The following is a 19462-nucleotide window of genomic DNA, read 5'->3' as shown; positions in this document are numbered from 1 at the left end:
TCGCTTCGCTCTTACCCCCGCGTGAACCCCAGCGCCAGCCGCGCCAGTTCCGGGAATGCCTCGGCCCGCTCCTTCGCCTGCGCGTTGGAGGCGGTGCCCCGGATCACGCGGCCCTTGATGCCGTGGAAGATCGCAGCAAGGCGGAAGAAGTTGAACGCCATGTAGTAGCGATAATCGGGCAGACCATCCCGCCCGGTGCGGCGGCAATAGGCGGCGACGTAGTCTTTCTCGCTCGGGATGCCCAATCCGGCGATGTCCGCGCCGCCCAGCCCCGCCACGATGTGCGGCGGCATGTGGTACATCATCGCGTTGTAGGCGAAGTCCGCCAGCGGGTGGCCGAGCGTCGACAGCTCCCAGTCCAGCACCGCCAGCACGCGCGGCTCGGTGGGGTGGAAGATCATGTTGTCGATGCGGAAATCGCCGTGGATCACGCTGGACGCGCCGTCGTCCGCAGGCATGTTCGCTTCGAGCCAAGCGATCACCGCGTCCATGTCCGGATTGCGGCCTGCCGCCTCGTCCTCGAAATACTGCTTCGACCAGCGGCCGACCTGACGGGCGAAGTAATTGCCCGGCCTGCCGTAATCGCCCAGTCCGATCGCTTCGGGATCATAGGAATGGAGCTGCGCCATCGTCGCGTTCATCGCATCGAACAGCGCGGCGCGTTCCTCATTCGAAACGCCGGGGACGGTCGCATCCCAGAAGATGCGGCCTTCCACCATTTCCATGACGTAGAACCAGGTGCCGATGACGCCATCGTCTTCGCACAGGCCATAGACCTTTGCCACCGGGAAGCCCGCACCGTGGAGCGCGAACAGCACCTTGGCCTCGCGCTCCACCGCATGGGCGCCCTTGAGCAGCTGGCCCGGCGGCTTGCGCCGCAGGACGTAGCTGCGCGAGGGCGTCACCAGCTTGTAGGTGGGGTTGGACTGCCCGCCCTTGAACTGCTCGACGCTCAGCGGACCGGCGAAGCCCTCGACATTGGCTTCCAGCCAGGCGGTCAGCGCCGCCTCGTCGAAGGCATAGCCCTCGCGCACGGCGGTGGTGCCCGAGTTGGCTTCAGCGACGTCGCTCATGCGGGTTCGGCTTCCTTTGCAGCCGCTTCCTGCGCCTTGCGCCAGTCGCGGCGGATCTTCTTGGCGAGGCTCCACTTGTGGACTTCGGTGGGGCCGTCATAGATGCGGAAGGCGCGGATTTCGCGGAACACCTGCTCGACGATCGTGCGCTCGGTAACGCCGGTGCCGCCCATGACCTGCACGCAGTTGTCGGCGATCTTCATCAGCGCCTCGGAGACCGAGACCTTCGCCATCGAGCTTTCCACCGTGCCGAGCGAGCCGGTGTCGAGCACCGAGGCGCACCAGTCGATCATCAGTTCGGACTGCTTGATGAGGATTTCGTTCTCCGCCAGCATGAAGCCGACGCCTTCGTGCTCGATCAGCTGCTTGCCGAACGCCATGCGGCGGCAGGCATAGTCGCTGGCGATCTCGTGCGCGCGGATGCAGCAGCCCAGCCAGCGCATGCAATGCGAGAGGCGCGCCGGGGACAGGCGGATCTGGGCATACTTGAAGCCCTCGCCCGGGTCGCCCAGCATGTGTTCGGCCGGCACGCGCAGGTTGTCGATGGTCAAGGTGGCGTGGCCACCCGGCATCGAGCTGTCGATGGTGTTCGGCACCTCGTCGATGCGGATGGCATCGTCGGGCAGGTCCACCAGGAACATGCAGGCGCCGCCCTTGGTGTCTTCCTCCGCCGAAGCCGCCATGACGATGCCCACCATCGCGCCCTGCGCGCCGGTGATGAAGGTCTTGCGGCCGTTGATGACCCAGTGGTTGCCGTCCTTGCGGCAGGAGGTCTTCATCATCGACGGATCGGAACCGGCGCCGCCCCATTCGGCCGGCTCGGTCATGAAGAAGGCGGAGCGGCCCTTGCCCTCGACCAGCGGCTTGAGGAAGCGCTCCTTCAGTTCCGGCGAGCCGACGTGGCCGATGAGGTACATGTTGCCCTCGTCGGGCGCCATGGTGTTGCAGGCCAGCGGGCCCAGCGGCGACAGGCCCGACTTGATGAGCACAACCGCCGTCTCGCGCTGGTTTAGGTGCGATCCGTCGGCGCGGATGTGCGGGGTGAGCACGCCGGCCTCGCGGGCCAGACCGCGCAGTTCCATCAGCAGTTCGTCGGTCGGCGCGCCGTGGTGATCGCGGCGCGGGTCCTTCTCGTAAGGGACGACCTTTTCACGGACGAAAGCCTCGACCTTGTCGGCCATGTCGAGGGCGTATTGGGAAATCTCGCTCATTATTGCAGCACCCGGATCGGATCGGAGCCATCCCAGTCGCGGGCGGCATCCTTCATCATCTGAAACAGACCTTCGGTGCCGGTAAGCGGCTGAAGGTATTCGATTACGTGGCCGGGGCCCTGACCGGGATCGACATAGATCACCTCGCCATCGGCGCCGACCTTGCCCTCCACGATCACCTCGGCGCCGGCTTCGGCGCAGGCCTTGCGGGCTTCGGCGATCGATTCAACGAAGACGCAGACGTGGTGCAGGCTATCGCGCACCGCATACTCGCCCGAATAGAGCGAGGGGGCATCGGAATCGGTCTTGATAAGCTCGATCTGGATGTCCCCCCAGTAGCCGATGGCCATGGTGAACGTGGCGTCGGTGGGCTGGCCCTTGTACTTCATGTCGTCGAGCCGCACGTCGTTGAGGACGAAGAACGGGCCGACGCCGACCGTTTCGATCCAGTATTTCATCGTGGCATCGAAATCGGTCGGGAAATAGGCGAGCTGGATCACATCGCCCAGCCGCTTGAGCGGGCCGGGTCTCGCGACGGTTTGGGTGGCCTCTCCGGTCATTTTCTGTCCCTTCAAAACTTCGTCATCCCCGCGAAGGCGGGGACCCAACTGATGACGGTGCAACCTGCACCCTCAGGAGATGGGTTCCCGCCTTCGCGGGAATGACGGGGAAGTGTGCAATCACGCGCCGAACAGTCCCTCGGGCGCCTCGATCAGACCCTTGAGCGTCTGCAGGAACTGCGCGCCCGCAGCGCCATCGATGGCCCGGTGGTCGACCGAGAGAGTGAAGGAAATGCGCGTTTCGAACGCCACGTCGCCGTCATCCGTCTCCACCGGCTGGCGCAGCGCCGCGCCGACGGCGAGGATCGCGCCCTGCGGCGGGTTGATGATCGCATCGAAGTTCTCGATCCCGAACATGCCGAGGTTGGAGACGGAGAAGGTGCCGCCGTCCATATCGTCCATGCTGAGCTTGCCGGCCTGCGCCTTGTCGATCAGGCGGCGGGTTTCCACCGCGATCTGGTCGATCCGCATCAGGTTGGCCTGACGCACCACCGGGGTGACGAGGCCCTTGGGGCTGGCGACCGCGATCGAGACGTCGGCGTGCGGGAAGCGGTGAATTTCCTGACCGTGGACCTGCACGTTGACGTCCGGGTGCTTCGCCAGCGCCATGGCCGAAGCCTTGACGATCCAGTCATTCACCGAAGCCTTGCTACCGAGCACGACGTTCGCGGTCTTGCGCATCGCGATCAGCGCATCGGCACTGGCCGACATGCGAAGATAGAAGTGCGGAAGCTCCTGCTTCGCCTGGGTGAGCCGCTGAGCGACGACCTTGCGGACGCGGTCGAAAGGCACGACTTCGGGGCGGTTCTCACCGGCCACGAATTCAGGCGTGCCGATGCCGCCGGCCGAAGCCTTCGGCGCAGGCACGAGCGCCAGCACATCGGCCTTGGAGATACGGCCGCGCGGTCCGGTGCCGGTCAGGCCCTGCAGCGAGAGGCCGTGCAGCGCGGCGATACGGCGGGCGAGCGGCGAGGCGAGGACCTTGAGGTCGTCCGCCTCGACGGGAACCGTGCCCTTGAGCGAGGGAGCACCCTCGCCGCGCAGCGCCTTCACCACGTCCTGATGGGTGATGCGGCCGCCACGGCCGGAACCCTCGATACCGGCGATATCGATGCCCTCTTCTTCCGCGAGGCGCAGGGCCTCGGGGCTGATCGGGCGGTTGGTGTCGATCTTGATGCGCTGCTTTTCCGGAGCAGGCGCAGCGGCTGCGGCCGGAACGGGTTCCGGAGCCTTGGTCTTCTCGGCACCTTTCGCGACGCCGCCTTCGGCGGGTTTGAAATCGGCCACGAAAGCGTCGATCTCAGCATCCGAGTGCGAACCCTCGTCGAACACCGCCAGCAGCGCGCCGACGGGTTCCTCGCCCGCGCCGCCGCCCACGATGATGCGGCGCACGGTGGCTTCGTATTCGGCCTCGACCTCGTTGGTGATCTTGGCGGTTTCGATCAGGCACAGCGTCTGGCCGCGCTTGAAGGTATCACCCTCCTTCACCATCCATTCGGCGATCGTGCCTTCGGTCATTTCGATGCCCCACTTGGGCATCGTGAATGCGCGGATGCGACTCATGTCAGCGCTCCCCTTAGCGGTATTCGAGCGTCTTGCGCACGGCAGCGGCGACCTTGGCCGGGCTCGGCAGGTAGGCGCTTTCCAGTTCGCGGGCGAACGGGACCGGCGTGTGCGGCGGGGTCACCATCTCGATCGGCGCCTTGAGGCTGGCGAAAGCCTTCTGGGCGACGAGCGCGGAGATGTCGGTGGCCAGCGAGCAGCGCGGCGGGGCTTCGTCCACCACGACCAGCCGGCCGGTCACTTCGACCGAGTCGAGGATCGCTTCCTCATCCAGCGGCGAAGTGGTGCGAAGGTCGATCACGTCGCAGCCGATGCCGTCCTGCGCCAGATCGTCCGCTGCCGTCTCGGCATAACGGACCATCATGCCGCTGGCCACGATCGTCACGTCCTGACCGGCGCGGGCAAGGCGGGCGTGGCCGAAGGGGATGCAGAAATCCGGATCCTCGTTCACTTCGCCGCTCATCGCGTAGAGGAACTTGTGTTCGAGGAACACGACCGGATCGTCATCGCGGATCGCCTGACGCAGCAGGCCGCAGGCGTCTTCCGGGGTGGTCGGCATGACCACCTTGATGCCGGGCATGTTGGTGACAAACTGGCTGATCATCTGGCTGTGCTGCGCGGCGGCGTTATAGCCCGCGCCCACCGGCATGCGGATCACCGCTGGGCAGACCGACTTGCCGCCGAACATGTAGCGGAACTTGGCGATCTGGTTCCAGAGCTGGTCCATGCACACGCCGATGAAGTCGGCGAACATGATCTCTGCCACCGGGCGCTTGCCCGCGAGGGCCAGACCGCCCGCCGCGCCCATGATGGCGCTTTCGCTGATCGGGGTGTCGATCACGCGGCCCGGGCCGAACGCCTCGTAGAAGCCGGTCGAGGTGGACCAGATGCCGCCGATCGCCTCGGGGCCACCGGCCGTGCCGTTGCCGCCGACGACGTCCTCGCCCAGCACGACGACGCGCTCGTCACGCTGCATTTCCTGGAAGATCGTGTTGCGGATGGCATCGCGATACATCATTTTTGCCATGGGTCTCGCTCCTGCCGTCAGTAGCTGATGTAGACGTTTTCGAGGACGTTCTCAGGCTGCGGGCGCGGTGCGGCGCGCGAAGCCTGGACGGCATCCTCGATGGCCTTGAGGGATTCGGTGTCGATCGTATCGAGATCCACGTCTTCCAACAGCTTGGCGCCAGTGACGCTGGCGCGGAAGATCTTGAGGCAATCGCGCTCGGCACGCAGGCGATCGAGTTCGCCGTCGCCGCGATAGCGCTGCGGATCGCCTTCGAAGTGGCCGAAGAAACGCTCGGTATCGAATTCCACGGCGGCCGGGCCATTACCGGGGGTGCGGACATATTCCAGCACTTCGCGGAAGGTGTCGTAGACGGCGAAGAAGTCCGTGCCGTCGCCGCGCCACACCTTCATGCCGAACGCTTCGGCGCGGCTGGCGATGTCTTTGGTGGTGCCGACCGCGTAATCGACGCCGGTGTGCTCGGAATAGTGGTTGTTCTCGAAGACGAAGATCGCGGGCGCATTGGTGACGACCGCGAGGTTCATCGCCTCGAACGTGGTGCCCTGGTTGCAGGCGCCGTCGCCCGAGAAGGCGATCGAGACGGCCAGCTTGCCGTTTTCGTCCGGACCGTCGATCTTGTTGGAGATCGCCGCGCCCACCGCGATCGGCGCGCCGGCGCCGACGATGCCGTTGGCGCCCAGCATGCCCTTGTTGATGTCGGCGATGTGCATCGATCCGCCCTTGCCGTTGCAAAGGCCGTCCTGGCTGCCCCAGATTTCCTTCATCATGCCGTCAAGGTCGCAGCCCTTGGCAAGGCAGTGGCCGTGGCCGCGGTGGGTGGAGACGATCTTGTCGCGCGGCGTCAGGTGTTCGCACACGCCGACCGCGACCGCTTCCTGCCCCGAATAGAGGTGGGTGAAGCCCGCGATCTCGCCGGTCTGGATCTCCTCGTGGAGCCGTTCCTCGAATTCGCGGATCAGCTTCATCTGCCGATAGGCGCGGGTCAGCGCCTCGCGGTTCAGCTGCATCAGGGATTCCTCTCGTTGATGATGTTGATTTCGGGACACCCCCCGTTCGTCATTGCGAGCGAAGCGAAGCAATCCAGGGCGGAGTCATGCCGCTCTGGATTGCCGCGGCCCTGCGGGCCTCGCAATGACGAGGAAGGGTGGAGGAGAATGCTCACAGACCCAGCACCGACTTGGCGATGATGGTGCTCTGCACTTCGTTGGTGCCGCCGAAGATGGTCCACGCGCGGCTGTTGAGATAGCGGGCCGAGGCGACCTGCGCGGCCTTGGAATGGACGGCGGCGGGCGCGTTGTCGCCATAGAGCGGGCGCGCGGTTTCCAACTGGAGGCCCGCCGGGCCGTAGAGGTCCACCGCCAGCAGGTCGATCTCCTGCCGCAGATTGGACGCCAGCAGCTTGGTCAGCGAGGTTTGCGGACCGGCCTTGCGGCCCTTGGCGATCTCCGAGATGATCTTCAGCTCGATCATCTCCAGCGCGTTGACCGAGAGACGGGCCTTCGCCACGCGGCGGCGCCAGTCGGTCTGGTCGGCGAGGATACCGCCCTTCCCATCGCTCTCGTCCTTCGCGGCGGCTTCGATCTGGTCGAGATCGTAGCCGAGCTTGGGCGCGTGGCAAGAACCACCGCGTTCATTTTCAAGCAGAAACTTCGCGATCGTCCAGCCATCGCCCTCGCCGCCGACGAGGTTCTCGGCTGGGACCATGACGTCTTCGAGGAACACCTGATTGACCTCGTGGTCGCCCGCGTTGGTCAGGATCGGGCGCACCGAGACGCCGGGTGTGTCGAGGTCGATCAGCAGGAACGAGATGCCCGCCTGCTTCTTCACCTCGGTGTTGGTGCGGACCAGCGTGAACATGCGGTTGGCGTGGTGCGCGTGGGTGGTCCAGATCTTGGAACCGTTGACGCGGTAGTGGTCACCTTCCCGGATGGCGCGGGTCTTGAGGCTGGCGAGGTCGGACCCCGCGCCCGGCTCGGAGAAGCCCTGACACCAGTAGTCCTCGCCCGAGAGGATGCGCGGCAGAACCTGCGCCTTCTGGGCATCGGTGCCGAAGTTGTAGATCACCGGGGCGAGCAGCTTGAGGCCGAGCACCGTCAGGTTCGGCGCGCCCGCAGCGGCGCATTCCTTTTCGAACAGGTAGCGCTGCAGCGGGGTCCAGCCGGTGCCGCCATGCTCGGCGGGCCACTGGTAGCCCAGCCAGCCCTGCTTGTTCAGCACCGCGTTCCAGGCCTGCCCGATCTCCGGCTCGACGAAGACGGACGGGGTAGCCGCCGCGCCAGCTTTCACCTCGGCAGGCAGATTGTCGCGCAGGAAGGTGCGGACGTCATCGCGGAAGGCAGCATCTTGAGGGGAAAGTTCGATATCCATCAGCGTTCCAGAATGGTGACTGCAGAGACGCCCGGGGCGCCATAGACATGGCTGTATGCCGTCTTGGGCGCATTCGGCACCTGACGGCCGCCGCCGTCTCCCCGCAGTTGCACGACGTTTTCGTAGACCTGGCGCAGACCCGATGCGCCGATCGGCTCGCCACAGGCGAGGCAGCCGCCGTCGGTGTTGACGGGCAGAGCGCCGCCCAACTCGGTGCGCCCCTCGGCCAGCCATTGCTCCTGCTCGCCATCGGCGCAGAAGCCGTTCTCGGCCATGTGCATCAGTTCGGCGCCCGCTTCGGTATCCTGCAGCTGGGCGACGTCGATGTCGCCCGGGCCGATCCCGGCGAGGCGATAGGCGTCGGCGGAGGCGATGCGCGAGGCGGTGCCGCGCGGGCGGGTGTCATCGGCCACCACATCCACCGAAGGCGCGAAGACCTCGAAGCTGGCGGGCGGACGGGTGCGCATGGTCGCGGCCTTGAGCCGGATCAGCGGCTTGCCCAGTTCACGCGCCTTCTTCTCGCTGGCGAGGATCAGCGCCACGCCGCCCTCTGCGGGCGAGCAGAACATGTACTTGGTATAAGGATCGCTCACCAGCGGCGCTTCGAGGATTTCCTCCAGCGACACCGGCTGGCGGCGCCAGGCATGCGGCGCGTGGACGGCGTTGCGGAATGCCTTTTCCGACACCATGCCCAGCGTCTTCTGCGAGATGCCGAACAGGCTCATGTAGCGCATGATCTTGGCGGCGAAGAACTGCGTGGTGACCATCTGGCCGACCTCGCCGTACCAGTCCGGCAGGTTGTATTCGCTCGGCAGCGCGTTGAAGGCGCCGCGCGGATGCTTGTCGAAGCCGACCGCGAGGCCGAGGTCGAACTCGCCCGACTTGATCGCCATCTGCGCCGAGAACAGCGCCGAGCCGCCCGCCGCGCAGCCATTGCGCACGTTGATGAACTGAACCCCGGTCAGGCCAAGGCGATCGACCATCGTGTCCGGATTGCCCGCCGCATCCGAGCTGCCATAGGCGAACTGGACCTGCGGCCACTCCACGCCCGCGTCGGCCAGCGCCTCGCGCACGGCATAGACGCCCTGATCTACGCCGGACAGGCCATCGGTCCGCCCAAAGCGGTGGATACCGATGCCGACGATGCACACGTCGCCGCTCATGCTGCGCCTCCTGCGGGTACGTAGGCGGGGATATAAGGACTGTCCGAGAGGTCCGGGTTCAGCGGCGACGGCGCGAAGCGCACCGGCATGCCGACCTTCACGTCCTCGAACGCGACATCGTTCAGCCGCGCCTCGACGATCACCTGCCCCGGCAATTCGACATAAGCCACGACCCAGGGCGCGAACGCCTCAGGCCCGGCGTAAGGCGGCGACTTGGGGCGGAAGCGCTGCACGGTATAGGACCACAGCGTGCCCTCGCTCGACAGCGGCACCGGCTCGAAAGTCGGCGAAGTCGGGCACGGGAAGACGATCCGGCCGGTTTCCCGGTCCTTGCCGCCGAGCAGACGCGGGGGCGTCTCTTCGGTGAACAGGCCATCGGCTATCGGTTTCATCTTGCTCCCAATCCTCAGATCGCTCGGCCCGTTGGTCAGGCCCGGTCATGGAATCGGTTTAAGCGCGTCCCCGCAGCATTTGTGACTCACCAAAACGATAGGATAGCCATTGCGCTAGTTCGTGCGAGGCATGGCCCCGGGAGAAACAGACATGCCGAAGCAGTGGGACTACATCATCGTCGGCGCGGGCAGCGCGGGCTGCGTCATGGCCGAACGCCTCAGCGCGGACGGCCGCGCGCAAGTGCTGGTACTGGAGGCGGGCGGCGAGAACGACAGCTTCTGGGTCACGCTGCCCAAGGGCGTCGCCAAGCTCGTCAAGAAGCCCGAGCACATGTGGGCCTATCACGTCGCCCAGCCCCGCGATCCCGGCGCCAACGACAAGGGCGCGGGCGAGGTCTGGATTCGCGGCAAGGGACTCGGCGGCTCCTCCTCGATCAACGGCATGATATGGAGCCGGGGCGAACCGGCCGACTACGACGCCTGGGAAACCGAGGCCGGCGCCACCGGCTGGAACGGCGCCAGCATGACCGAGGCGTTCAAGGAACTGGAGGACCACAAGGCGGGCCCTGCGCCCATGCGCGGCAGCGGCGGTCTCGTCCGCGTGGACCCGGCCTGCTACACCTACCCACTGGCGGAACGCATGATCGAGGCGGGCGAATCGCAGGGCCTGCGCCGGGTGGACGACCTCAACGGCACGCCTGGCCCACGCGTCGGCTACTACAGCCACAACATCCGCAAGGGTAAGCGCGATTCCTCGGCACGCACCTATCTGGCGGCGGCGCGCAAGCGGGCGAACGTCACCGTCGTCACCGGCGCGATGGCGGATCGCATCGTCTTCGACGGCATCCGCGCGGTGGGCCTCGACGCCACGGTGAACGGCAAGCCCGAGCACTTCGCCCTGACCGCAGGCGGAGAGATCGTCGTCAGCGCGGGCGCGATGGAAAGCCCGCTGCTCCTCCAGCGATCCGGCATCGGCGATGCGGCGCGGCTGGCTGCGGCGGGCATCCCGCTCGTCGCGCACTCACCGGACGTCGGCGAGAAGATGATCGAGCACCTCTCGCTCTCGATCCCCTTCCGGCTGGACCAGGGCAAGGGGACGAACAAGAGCTTCTTCGGCATCGGCGCGGCCTTCGCCATGCTGCGCTACCTGCTGCGCGGCGACGGCGTGCTGGCGACCGGGCCGTTCGAGGTCGGCGCCTTCAGCAACGTCGCCCATCCCGACGGCCGCACCGACGCGCAGTTCTACCTCGGCGGCTACACTTTCAAGGTCGGCGACGACAAGGATCCGGTGCCGCTCGACAAGATCGACCCCAAGCCCGGCGTCACCATCTACGGCCAGCTGCTGCGCCTCACCAGCGAGAGCAGCGTGCGCGCCACCGGTCCGGACGCCGCCGACGCGCCCGACATCCTGCACAACTTCCTGACCACCGAACACGACCAGCGCTCCGCCATCGCGCTCGTCAGGGCGATGCGCGCCTATGTCCGCGCCGCCCCGCTCGACCGCATGGTGGGCGAGGAACTCGTCCCCGGAGCGCAAGTGGAGAGCGACGCGGACATCCTGGCGATGTTCCGCCGCCTGTCGAGCTGCGGCCTCCACGCCATCCGCTCCTGCCGCATGGGCTCGGACCCGGAAGCGGTGGTCGATCCGCGCCTGCGGGTGAACGGGGTGCAGGGCGTGCGCGTGGCGGACTGCTCGGTCATGCCGTGGCACGTCACCGGCAACACCAATGCCCCGGCCATGGCGCTCGGCCTGCGCGGCGCCAAGCTGATGCTGGAGGATCGAGGGTGAGGGTAGCCGTCATCCATTCCGCCCGTTGAACCACATTGGGAGGGGATTGAAGCAACTTTCGTCATTGCGAGCGAAGCGAAGCAACCCAGGGCAACACTGAACTGCCCTGGGTTGCTTCGCTTCGCTCGCAATGACGAATGAGGGCAATTCAGGGGAACGTCATCGTGCCCTGAAATCGCTGTCCGGCGGGGTCACGATCGTCGCCTTGTCGATCGTCTCCCACTCGGGCTTGCGGCCCAGCCGCGTGTTGAACACGAGGTTGAACGAGAAGTCGTCCTTCGCCGGATCGTCGAGCGGCGCGCCGTAGACCGGGCGCGTCGCCGCGCGGTCGTAGCCCATCAGCGCCAGCAGCGTGGGGAAGATGCGGAAGTGGCTCATCCCGTCCTTGTTGGCGGCAAGGTCGCGGTTCCAGTCGAGGGTGCGGCTCTTGTCCCCCTCGAACACGACGAGCGGCACCAGCCCTTCCTCCTGCAGCGGCCGGCCACTGCCGCAATGGGTGTTGTTGCCGGGATTGCCGCGCTCGTGCAGATCCTGCCCGTGGTCCGAGGTGTAGACGATCGTCGCCTTCTCGAGGTCGGCGGTGGCGAGCAGGCGGTGGAAGAACTCGCCGACGTTGTAGAGCAGCGTGTTGCGGTAGCTGTTGCGATAGCGGACCCATTCGGGCGGGGTGCCGTTGAAACCGGTGCGGTCGCTCGACCAGCTGAGGTCCAGCGCCTGCCCGCGCGCCATCGCCGGGCGATAGCGCATCAGCGCGTCGGGGTACTTGTCCTGCACCGGGAAGTGCGCGCCCAGCTTGTTGACGTAGATGAACTCGCGCCGGCCGTTGTTGATGTGCTCGGCCAGCACGCGGGCGATCGCCATGTCGCGCTCGCGCACGGGGACGTCGTCGAACTGGATGAAGTCGTCGACCTCGCGGCGCTCGTCCGCGCTCATCAGGTTCTGCAGGCGCCCGCCGGTGGACTGCGCATCGATGTAGACGGTGCGCAGGCCCGCCGCATGGGCATAGGCCCAGATCGAGGGCAACCGCGCGATCGTGTCCTGGTAGTTCGCGCGCGTCCCGCCGTAGCGCAGGCCGAGGTTGGAATTGAGGCTGCAGGTGTGGATAGAGGCGGCATAGCCGTAGTTGACCATCCGCACCCCGGGATGCGGCACCGAGAGGCCGGTGGGCACGCCGTGCGGGTTGTCGATGTCGAGGTAGTTGGCGACGATGCTCTCGTCCACCAGCAGCACGATATCGCGGCCGACCGGGGCCTTGCCGCGCAGGATGCTCACCTTCTGGCGCGGGCCGTGGTCGGTCACCATGTCCTCGACCACCATCAGCCCCGCGAACGAGAGCGGCGCGAAGGCGGCGGGCAGCGCGCGCGATCCCTCGCCGCCGCGCACGTAGAACATCGCCGAGAGCAGCAGCAGCGCCGCGAAGGGCGCGGCGAGCGCGACCCTGGCCGGTACCGGCGCCTTGCGCGGCGGCAGGGCGATGCCCAGCAGCAGCAGCAGCGCGATCGGCACCACCCGCAGCAGCACCGCGCCATACTGCGCCAGCGCCTCGCCCACCTGGCCGCGCGAATTGGCCATGTTGAGGAAGGCCTCGTACGTCAGCGGGCCGTTGGTGGTCCATTCGAACGACTGCTGCATGACCGAGGCCGCCGCCAGCAGCAGCGCCACGCCGATGCGCACCGGCGCATTGCGGATCTGCGCCGCCAGCAGCAAGGCCGCCGCCAGCCCCGCATAGAGCACCAGGTAGACGACCAGCGAGGCCGATATCCCGAGCGAGGCGAAGCGCTCCGCCACCGTCTGGTGATCGCACAGCAGATAGGCGGCGATCAGTGCAATCTTGATTTCGCGCAGGCCCATGTTCCCTCCGAAAGCCGCGACGGACCTATCGGCAAGATGCTAAGATTGGCTGAACGGCGCCGGGCGGGACGGCGCCCGATGGGACGGCGACAGTGGTTACCGAAACGGCAACGACGACGGCGGGGCCTCGCATAAATGACAGCTGCGTCACACTGGACTCTCCCACACCCCCAACCTATATACCGCCCGGTATGAAATGTTCAGCACCAACTGCGGTGCCCCCAGCCGCCCGGGGCCGTCCCCGCGAATTCGATCCCGACGAGGCCCTTGCGGCCGCGCTTCGGGTATTCTGGACTCGCGGCTACGAAGCGGCCTCGATGGCGGAGCTGACCGAGGCCATGGGCATCACCAAGCCCAGCCTCTACGCCTGTTTCGGCAACAAGGAAGCGCTGTTCAAGAAGGCGCTGGACCTCTACGAGCGCGACAAGCTGGCCTACATGGGCAAGGCGCTGGAAGCCCCCACCGCGCGCGGCGTGGCCGAACGGCTGCTGACCGGCGCGCTGGCGACTCACTGCGGCGAAAGCGATCCGCACGGCTGCCTCGGCGTCATCAGCACCGTCGCCTGCTCGACCGAAGCGGACTCGATCCGCGCCGACGTCATCAAGCGCCGCGCCTCTTCGGAAGCCGCCGTCATCAAGCGCTTCGAGCAGGCGCGCGACGAAGGCGACCTGCCCGACAGCGTCTGCCCCGCCAAGCTCGCGGGCTGCCTGACCACCGTGCTGCAGGGCCTTTCGGTCAAGGCGCAGGGCGGTGCCGGGCCCGAAGAGTTGCAGGGCACGGCGGATACGTTCCTGGCGATGTGGCCGGGGCGCTGAACAGGGCTCTACTCGGCGGGGGCTTCGACAAGCTCAGCCTGAGCGGTATCTAAAGACCGGTTCTCAAATCCGCTCAGGCTAAGCTTGTCGAAGCCCCGGCGGCAGGGCGCAAAGCCCGATACGAGCGACTTCGCACTTGCGGAAAAAATTTCGTTCAACAGGCATTCAGCCTCTTGAAACGCTCTTCAGAGTCCTAATCTACCGGGCGGTACAGAAACCCGCTTGACGTGACCCGGACCTGAATATATACCGACTGGTATAGAAACGAACCGCCCGAATCGCCTCCCCCCGGCCTCGGGTATTCCCATCACCGACCGGTCCTGACCGGCCGCCTGACAGTTGCAGACCCACGCGGGTCGCGGCGCGATGGCACACATCCGGCTCCTGCCGACGACTGGACATTCGCGTGTCCGGCCTCGGGAGAGCCTTACCCGCACCCTTCCGGCTGCCCCAAGCCGGAAGCCGCCCCGGCGCGCACCCTTCCCCCTGTCCCGGGGTGCGTGCCGGGGCACACCCGAACTCGCCCTACTTACGCAGGAGCACGGATATGGCCTTCATCGACTTCTCCGATGCAGCGCTGCAGGCGCTGCCGATCTCGCTGGCCCCTTCGGCCAACACCGCCAGCGAGCCGCTGACCCTTACCGAGCGGCGCATCCTCGCTCTTGCGCGGACCGACGGGATGCAATCGCTGAAACCGGCGCGCAAGCGCAGCTGGTTCCTGCGCTTCGTCCTCGGCCCCACCCCGCCTTCGCCCACGCTGGCGAACGAACGCCTCGAAGCGCTGCGCCGTCTGGCCGTGCGCGCCTGGCACCATGGTTACACCCTGCCGGTCTCGGCGCTGAAGGAAGCCCGCGAAGCCGGGTATTCCGAGGCCAAGATCGGCGCCGTCATCGACACCATCGGGCGCACCCGCGCCCCCTTCCGGAGCATCGCCGCGTGACAGTCGCGACCAAACTCGAAATCCCCTCCGAATACGCTTCCGGCGAACAGACCACCGAGCAGCGCACCGGATCACGACGTGCCCAGTTCGCCATCGGCGCGCTGGCGCTCGTCGCGGTCGCCGGGCTTGGCTGGAAGTTCATCGGCGGCACGGAGCCCGCCGCCGCCCTGCCCCCGCCCGCGCTGGTGCAGGTGGCCCATCCGCTGGTGAAGGACGTCACCGAATGGGACGACTATGTCGGCCGCTTCGCCCCCAGCAAGACGGTCGAGGTGCGTCCGCGCGTCTCGGGCGCCATCACCCAGGTTCTGTTCAGGGACGGCGACTACGTGCAGGCCGGACAGGCGCTGTTCGTGGTCGATCCGCGCCCTTACGCCGCCTCGCTCGCAGAAGCGCGGGCGGATGCGGCTTCGGCCAGTGCCACCCTCGCACTCGCCCGTTCGGACTATGCCCGCGTGGCCGGCCTGACCGGGGACGAGGCGATGGCCGCCAGCGAAGTCGACAACTTGCGCTCGCGCGTCCGCGCTGCCGAGGCCGCTCTTGCGGCGGCTCAGGCGCGGGTGCGGTCGCGCAGCCTCGACGTGGAATTCGCCACGGTGCGCGCGCCGATCTCGGGCCGCGTGTCGGATCGCCGGGTGGACGCGGGCAACCTAGTTTCCGGCGATGCCGGGGCGAACGCCACGCTGCTGACCACGATCAACGCCGTCAGCCCGATCTACTTCACCTTCGACGCCTCTGAATCGCTGTTCCTCAAGGCCCAGCGCGACAAGGCGAAGGGCGCGACTTCGGACGTGGAGGTTCGTCTTCAGGACGAAGCCGCCTATCGCTGGAAGGGCAAGCTGGACTTCACCGACAACGGGCTCAACCCCAGCTCCGGCACCATCCGCATCCGCGCCAGCCTCGACAACAAGGACGGCTTCCTGACGCCGGGCATGTTCGGCAACATGCGCCTCGCCAATGGGGGCACCGTCAAGGCGACGCTGGTTCCCGACGCCGCCGTGCGTTCGGACCAGACCCGCAAGGTGGTGATGGTCGTGGGCAAGGACGGCACCGTCGCCGCCAAGCCGGTCGAGGTCGGGCCGCTGGTCGATGACCTGCGCGTGATCCGCTCCGGGCTGGATGCGGGCGATTCGGTGATCGTCTCGAACTACCAGGCGGCGATCCCGGGCACCAGGGTCACGACCAAGGCGGGCACCATCACGCGCGGCAAGGTCGAAAGCGCACCCGCGCCGGCCGAACCGGCGGCTGCGCAGGCGACGTTCAACTGACGACAAATCACCACACAGACGTACCATAAATACCCCGCCGTCATCCTGAACTTGTTTCAGGATCCATTGCGCCGGTCACACGGCAGTTCGATCGGCACGATGGACCCTGAAACCAGTTCAGGGTGACGGTGAGTGGTGGGCGGGCATCTCGTAAGCCCGCAACCGTTCTTGCACATTTTCGCGCCAACCGGCGCGCCCGGCTCCCCAAGTTGCAGGCACACCGCCCGCAGCCCAGACCGACGCGCGCCCATCAGGGGCACTCCCAATGCGACTTTCCCGCTTCTTCATCGACCGTCCGATCTTCGCGGGCGTCGTCGCGGTGATCATCACCATCGTCGGCGCCATCGCGTTCATCGGCCTGCCAGTGAGCCAGTACCCGGACATCGTTCCGCCCACCGTCACGGTCAACGCGCAGTATCCCGGCGCCTCGGCCGAGACCGTTGCCGACACCGTCGCCGCTCCGATCGAGCAGGAGATCAACGGCGTCGACAACATGCTCTACATGGACTCGCAGTCGACCGGCGACGGCAAGGTGACGATCACCGTCACCTTCAAGATCGGCACCGACCTCGATGCCGCGCAGGTGCTGGTGCAGAACCGCGTCGCCATCGCCGAACCGCGCCTTCCCGACGCGGTGCGCTCGATGGGCGTCGTCACCAAGAAGGCCAGCCCGGACTTCCTGATGGTGGTCAACCTGCAGTCGCCCGACGGCACCTACGACCGCGACTACATCTCCAACTATGCACTGACCCAGGTGAAGGACCGCCTCGCCCGTCTCGACGGCGTGGGCGATGTCCAGACCTTCGGCGCGCGCGACTACGGCATGCGCATCTGGATCGATCCCGGCCGCGCCGCGCAGCTCAACCTGACTGCCGGAGAGATCGTCGCCGCCCTGCGCGCGCAGAACGTGCAGATTTCGGCGGGTGCCATCGGTGCGCCCCCGTTCGACAAGGGCAACGCCTACCAGATCGGCGTCGAGGCACAGGGCCGCCTGACCGAGCCGCAGCAGTTCGCCGACATCATCGTGCGCACCGATGCGGACGGCCATCAGGTCCGCGTGCGCGACGTCGCCCGCGTGGAACTGGGCGCGCAGGACTACACCACCAACACCTACCTTTCGGGCAATCCCACCGTCGTCATGGCGGTGATGCAGCGCCCCGGCTCCAACGCGCTCGAAACCGCCAAGCTGGTGCGTTCCGAGATGGACGCCATGCAGGCCAAGTTCCCCAAGGGGCTTGAATACTCGGTCATCTACAACCCCACCGAGTTCATCGGCCAGTCGATCGACGCGGTGTACCACACGCTGTTCGAGGCGGTGATCCTCGTCGTCCTCGTGATCCTGGTGTTCCTGCAGAACTGGCGCGCGGCGATCATCCCGATCCTCGCGATCCCGGTCTCGCTGGTCGGCACCGCGATCATGCTGGCGGCGGTGGGCTATTCGCTCAACAACCTCTCGCTGTTCGGCCTCGTGCTCGCCATCGGCATCGTCGTCGATGACGCGATCGTCGTGGTCGAGAACGTGGAGCGCTACATCGAGGAGGGCCTGACCCCGCTCGAAGCCGCCCGCCGTTCGATGGACGAAGTGTCCGGCGCGCTGGTGGCGATCGTGCTGGTGCTCTGCGCGGTGTTCGTGCCGACGCTGTTCATCACCGGCATTTCGGGCCAGTTCTACAAGCAGTTCGCAGTGACGATCTCGACCGCCACGGTCATCTCGCTGGTGCTCTCGCTGACGCTCTCGCCCGCGATGGCCGCGCTGCTGCTCAAGCACAAGGAGCGGGTCGGACCCGAAGCCCCCCGCTGGCGCCGCGCGCTCCAGTCGGGCGCGGACAAGTTCAACCACGGCTTCGACCGGATGAGCGCCAGCTACGCGCGCCTCACCCTGCGTCTGGTCAAGGCCCCCACGCGCATGATGGCGACCTATGCCGCCCTCATCGCCGGAACCGTGGGCCTGTTCTGGGCGACGCCGACCGGCTTCATCCCGCAGCAGGATCAGGGCTACTTTCTTGCCGCCGCGTTCCTGCCCTCGGGCTCCTCGCTGGAGCGCACGGACGAGGTGACCAAGGACATCGCCAAGCGTCTCCTGCCGATCAAGGGCATTCGCGGCGCGGTGATGTTCGCCGGCTTCCACGGCCCCTCGCGCACCGCTTCGCCGGATTCGGCCGCGATCTACTTCCCGTTCAAGAGTTTCGAGGAGCGCAAGGAACTGGGCGTAACCGGCGCGGAAATCATGGCGCAGGCGCAGGACGCCCTGAAGGGCTACGACAAGGCCATGGTCCTCGTCATTCCGCCGCCGACCATCAACGGCATCGTCCCCCCGGGCGGCTACCGCATGATCGTGGAAGACAACGAAGGTCGCGGTTACGGTGAACTCGCCAAGGCGGCGGGCGGCGTGATCGGCAAGGCCAACCAGCAGAAGGACTTGAGCCAGGTCTACACCCTGTTCAACCAGGACACCCCGCGCGTCTTCACCGACATCGACCGCCGCAAGGCCGACATGCTCGGCATCCCGCCCGAGCGCGTGTTCGAGACGCTGCAGGTCTACCTCGGCTCGGCTTACGTGAACGACTTCAACCTGCTCGGCCGCACCTTCCGCGTCACCGCGCAGGCGGATCAGGGCAGCCGCGGCTCGATCGCCGACCTTGCCAACCTGAAGACCCGCTCGAACTCCGGCGCGATGGTGCCGATCGGTTCGGTCGCCACCTTCCAGGACAAGACCGGCCCCTACCGCGTGGTGCGCTACAACCTGCACCCCGCCGTGGAAGTCGACGGCAGCGTGGCGCCGGGCTTCTCGACCGGACAGGCCCTCTCCACCATGGAGAAGGTCGCGAACGAGACGCTCCCGTCGGGCTACAGCTTCGAGTGGACGGGCATCGCCTACCAGCAGGTGACGGCGGGCAACACGGCGGCGATCGTCTTCGGCATGGCCGTGGTCTTCGTCTTCCTCGTGCTGGCCGCGCAGTATGAAAGCCTGACCCTGCCGCTGGCGATCGTGCTGATCGTGCCGATGTGCCTCTTCGCGGCCATGGCGGGCGTGAACCTGCGGGGCATGGACAACAACATCCTCACGCAGATCGGCCTCGTCGTGCTGATCGCGCTGGCGGCCAAGAACGCGATCCTCGTGGTCGAATTCGCCAAGCAGGCCGAGGAGGAACAGGGCATGGGCATCGTCGAGGCGGCCGTCTACGCCGCGCAGACCCGCCTGCGCCCGATCCTGATGACCAGCTTCGCGTTCATCCTGGGCGCAGTCCCGCTGGTGATCGCGCAGGGCGCCGGCGCCGAACTGCGGCAGGCGCTGGGCACGGCGGTGTTCTTCGGCATGACCGGCGTCACCGGCTTCGGCCTGCTGTTCACGCCGACGTTCTACGTGGTGTGCCGGGGGCTGGCGGAGAAGCTGCGCCGCCGTCCGCGCGGGCATGCCGAGATGCACGCGGTTCCGGCTGAGTGAG

General features: G+C 66.8%; 15 protein-coding genes. 5 read left to right on the top strand and 10 right to left on the bottom strand.

The window, feature by feature from the left end:
* Positions 1-11: 11 nt before the first annotated feature.
* The 9 genes from V2S85_RS08425 to V2S85_RS08385 all read right to left on the bottom strand — a co-directional run bounded on the left by V2S85_RS08425 (position 12) and on the right by V2S85_RS08385 (position 9356).
* Positions 12-1073, bottom strand: coding sequence for a phosphotransferase (locus V2S85_RS08425; RefSeq protein ID WP_330702419.1), 1062 nt, complete (start codon positions 1071-1073; stop codon positions 12-14).
* Positions 1070-2284 carry an acyl-CoA dehydrogenase gene (locus V2S85_RS08420; RefSeq protein ID WP_330702418.1) on the bottom strand — a complete coding sequence of 405 codons (1215 nt, stop codon included), beginning with the start codon at positions 2282-2284 and terminating at the stop codon, positions 1070-1072. The genes V2S85_RS08425 and V2S85_RS08420 overlap by 4 nt, the downstream gene beginning before the upstream one ends.
* Positions 2284-2844 (bottom strand): VOC family protein, encoded by a 561-nt coding sequence (locus V2S85_RS08415; protein WP_330702417.1) that lies wholly within the window; start codon positions 2842-2844, stop codon positions 2284-2286. The genes V2S85_RS08420 and V2S85_RS08415 overlap by 1 nt, the downstream gene beginning before the upstream one ends.
* A 120-nt stretch (positions 2845-2964) precedes the next feature.
* A complete protein-coding gene (locus V2S85_RS08410) occupies positions 2965-4407 on the bottom strand; it encodes a 2-oxo acid dehydrogenase subunit E2 (protein WP_330702416.1) in 1443 nt (480 codons plus the stop codon).
* Between the two features lie 13 nt (positions 4408-4420).
* Entirely contained in the window at positions 4421-5434 is a 1014-nt protein-coding gene (locus V2S85_RS08405; protein WP_285018162.1) for an alpha-ketoacid dehydrogenase subunit beta, read from the bottom strand.
* Positions 5435-5451: 17 nt separating this feature from the next.
* A complete protein-coding gene (locus tag V2S85_RS08400) occupies positions 5452-6441 on the bottom strand; it encodes a thiamine pyrophosphate-dependent dehydrogenase E1 component subunit alpha (RefSeq protein ID WP_330702415.1) in 990 nt (329 codons plus the stop codon).
* 151 nt (positions 6442-6592) lie between these two features.
* On the bottom strand, positions 6593-7801 hold the full coding sequence (locus V2S85_RS08395) for an acyl-CoA dehydrogenase family protein (protein WP_330702414.1): 1209 nt from the start codon (positions 7799-7801) through the stop codon (positions 6593-6595).
* Entirely contained in the window at positions 7801-8964 is a 1164-nt protein-coding gene (locus tag V2S85_RS08390) for a thiolase family protein (protein WP_330702413.1), read from the bottom strand. Before V2S85_RS08390 ends, V2S85_RS08395 begins: the two co-directional genes overlap by 1 nt.
* Entirely contained in the window at positions 8961-9356 is a 396-nt protein-coding gene (locus tag V2S85_RS08385) for a Zn-ribbon domain-containing OB-fold protein (RefSeq protein WP_330702412.1), read from the bottom strand. Before V2S85_RS08385 ends, V2S85_RS08390 begins: the two co-directional genes overlap by 4 nt.
* Before the next feature lie 151 nt (positions 9357-9507).
* Between V2S85_RS08385 and V2S85_RS08380 the strand changes: the two genes are divergently transcribed.
* Positions 9508-11145, top strand: a complete 1638-nt coding sequence (locus tag V2S85_RS08380; RefSeq protein ID WP_330702411.1) for a GMC family oxidoreductase — start codon at positions 9508-9510, stop codon at positions 11143-11145.
* Between the two features lie 159 nt (positions 11146-11304).
* Here V2S85_RS08380 and V2S85_RS08375 read toward each other — a convergent pair whose 3' ends face one another.
* Positions 11305-12996, bottom strand: a complete 1692-nt coding sequence (locus V2S85_RS08375) for a sulfatase-like hydrolase/transferase (protein WP_330702410.1) — start codon at positions 12994-12996, stop codon at positions 11305-11307.
* A gap of 191 nt (positions 12997-13187) precedes the next feature.
* On the opposite strand from V2S85_RS08375, the gene V2S85_RS08370 reads away from it, so the two are divergent.
* The 4 genes from V2S85_RS08370 to V2S85_RS08355 all read left to right on the top strand — a co-directional run bounded on the left by V2S85_RS08370 (position 13188) and on the right by V2S85_RS08355 (position 19461).
* On the top strand, positions 13188-13811 hold the full coding sequence (locus tag V2S85_RS08370) for a TetR/AcrR family transcriptional regulator (RefSeq protein WP_330702409.1): 624 nt from the start codon (positions 13188-13190) through the stop codon (positions 13809-13811).
* Positions 13812-14358: 547 nt separating this feature from the next.
* Entirely contained in the window at positions 14359-14751 is a 393-nt protein-coding gene (locus tag V2S85_RS08365; RefSeq protein ID WP_330702408.1) for a hypothetical protein, read from the top strand.
* Positions 14748-16016: an efflux RND transporter periplasmic adaptor subunit gene (locus V2S85_RS08360; protein WP_330702407.1), complete on the top strand. Its 1269-nt coding sequence runs from the start codon at positions 14748-14750 to the stop codon at positions 16014-16016. The genes V2S85_RS08365 and V2S85_RS08360 overlap by 4 nt, the downstream gene beginning before the upstream one ends.
* A 265-nt stretch (positions 16017-16281) precedes the next feature.
* The gene (locus V2S85_RS08355; protein WP_330702406.1) at positions 16282-19461 is read left to right on the top strand and encodes a multidrug efflux RND transporter permease subunit; all 3180 of its coding nucleotides are present in this window, start codon (positions 16282-16284) and stop codon (positions 19459-19461) included.
* The last annotated feature ends 1 nt before the right edge of the window (position 19462 follow it).

The sequence above is a fragment of the Novosphingobium resinovorum genome (assembly GCF_036352595.1).
Taxonomy (GTDB): domain Bacteria; phylum Pseudomonadota; class Alphaproteobacteria; order Sphingomonadales; family Sphingomonadaceae; genus Novosphingobium; species Novosphingobium resinovorum_B.
Note: the sequence above shows the minus strand (reverse complement) of the source record. Positions and strands in the feature narration are given on the sequence as shown.

What these genes read in the sequence shown, in the direction of transcription:
- V2S85_RS08380 (WP_330702411.1), top strand. Translation starts at nt 9,508, where the DNA reads ATGCCGAAGCAGTGGGACTACATCATCGTCGGCGCGGGCAGCGCGGGC.
- V2S85_RS08400 (WP_330702415.1), bottom strand. Translation starts at nt 6,441, where the DNA reads ATGCAGCTGAACCGCGAGGCGCTGACCCGCGCCTATCGGCAGATGAAG.
- V2S85_RS08385 (WP_330702412.1), bottom strand. Translation starts at nt 9,356, where the DNA reads ATGAAACCGATAGCCGATGGCCTGTTCACCGAAGAGACGCCCCCGCGT.
- V2S85_RS08420 (WP_330702418.1), bottom strand. Translation starts at nt 2,284, where the DNA reads ATGAGCGAGATTTCCCAATACGCCCTCGACATGGCCGACAAGGTCGAG.
- V2S85_RS08395 (WP_330702414.1), bottom strand. Translation starts at nt 7,801, where the DNA reads ATGGATATCGAACTTTCCCCTCAAGATGCTGCCTTCCGCGATGACGTC.
- V2S85_RS08370 (WP_330702409.1), top strand. Translation starts at nt 13,188, where the DNA reads ATGAAATGTTCAGCACCAACTGCGGTGCCCCCAGCCGCCCGGGGCCGT.
- V2S85_RS08425 (WP_330702419.1), bottom strand. Translation starts at nt 1,073, where the DNA reads ATGAGCGACGTCGCTGAAGCCAACTCGGGCACCACCGCCGTGCGCGAG.
- V2S85_RS08390 (WP_330702413.1), bottom strand. Translation starts at nt 8,964, where the DNA reads ATGAGCGGCGACGTGTGCATCGTCGGCATCGGTATCCACCGCTTTGGG.
- V2S85_RS08375 (WP_330702410.1), bottom strand. Translation starts at nt 12,996, where the DNA reads ATGGGCCTGCGCGAAATCAAGATTGCACTGATCGCCGCCTATCTGCTG.
- V2S85_RS08410 (WP_330702416.1), bottom strand. Translation starts at nt 4,407, where the DNA reads ATGAGTCGCATCCGCGCATTCACGATGCCCAAGTGGGGCATCGAAATG.
- V2S85_RS08415 (WP_330702417.1), bottom strand. Translation starts at nt 2,844, where the DNA reads ATGACCGGAGAGGCCACCCAAACCGTCGCGAGACCCGGCCCGCTCAAG.
- V2S85_RS08355 (WP_330702406.1), top strand. Translation starts at nt 16,282, where the DNA reads ATGCGACTTTCCCGCTTCTTCATCGACCGTCCGATCTTCGCGGGCGTC.
- V2S85_RS08405 (WP_285018162.1), bottom strand. Translation starts at nt 5,434, where the DNA reads ATGGCAAAAATGATGTATCGCGATGCCATCCGCAACACGATCTTCCAG.
- V2S85_RS08365 (WP_330702408.1), top strand. Translation starts at nt 14,359, where the DNA reads ATGGCCTTCATCGACTTCTCCGATGCAGCGCTGCAGGCGCTGCCGATC.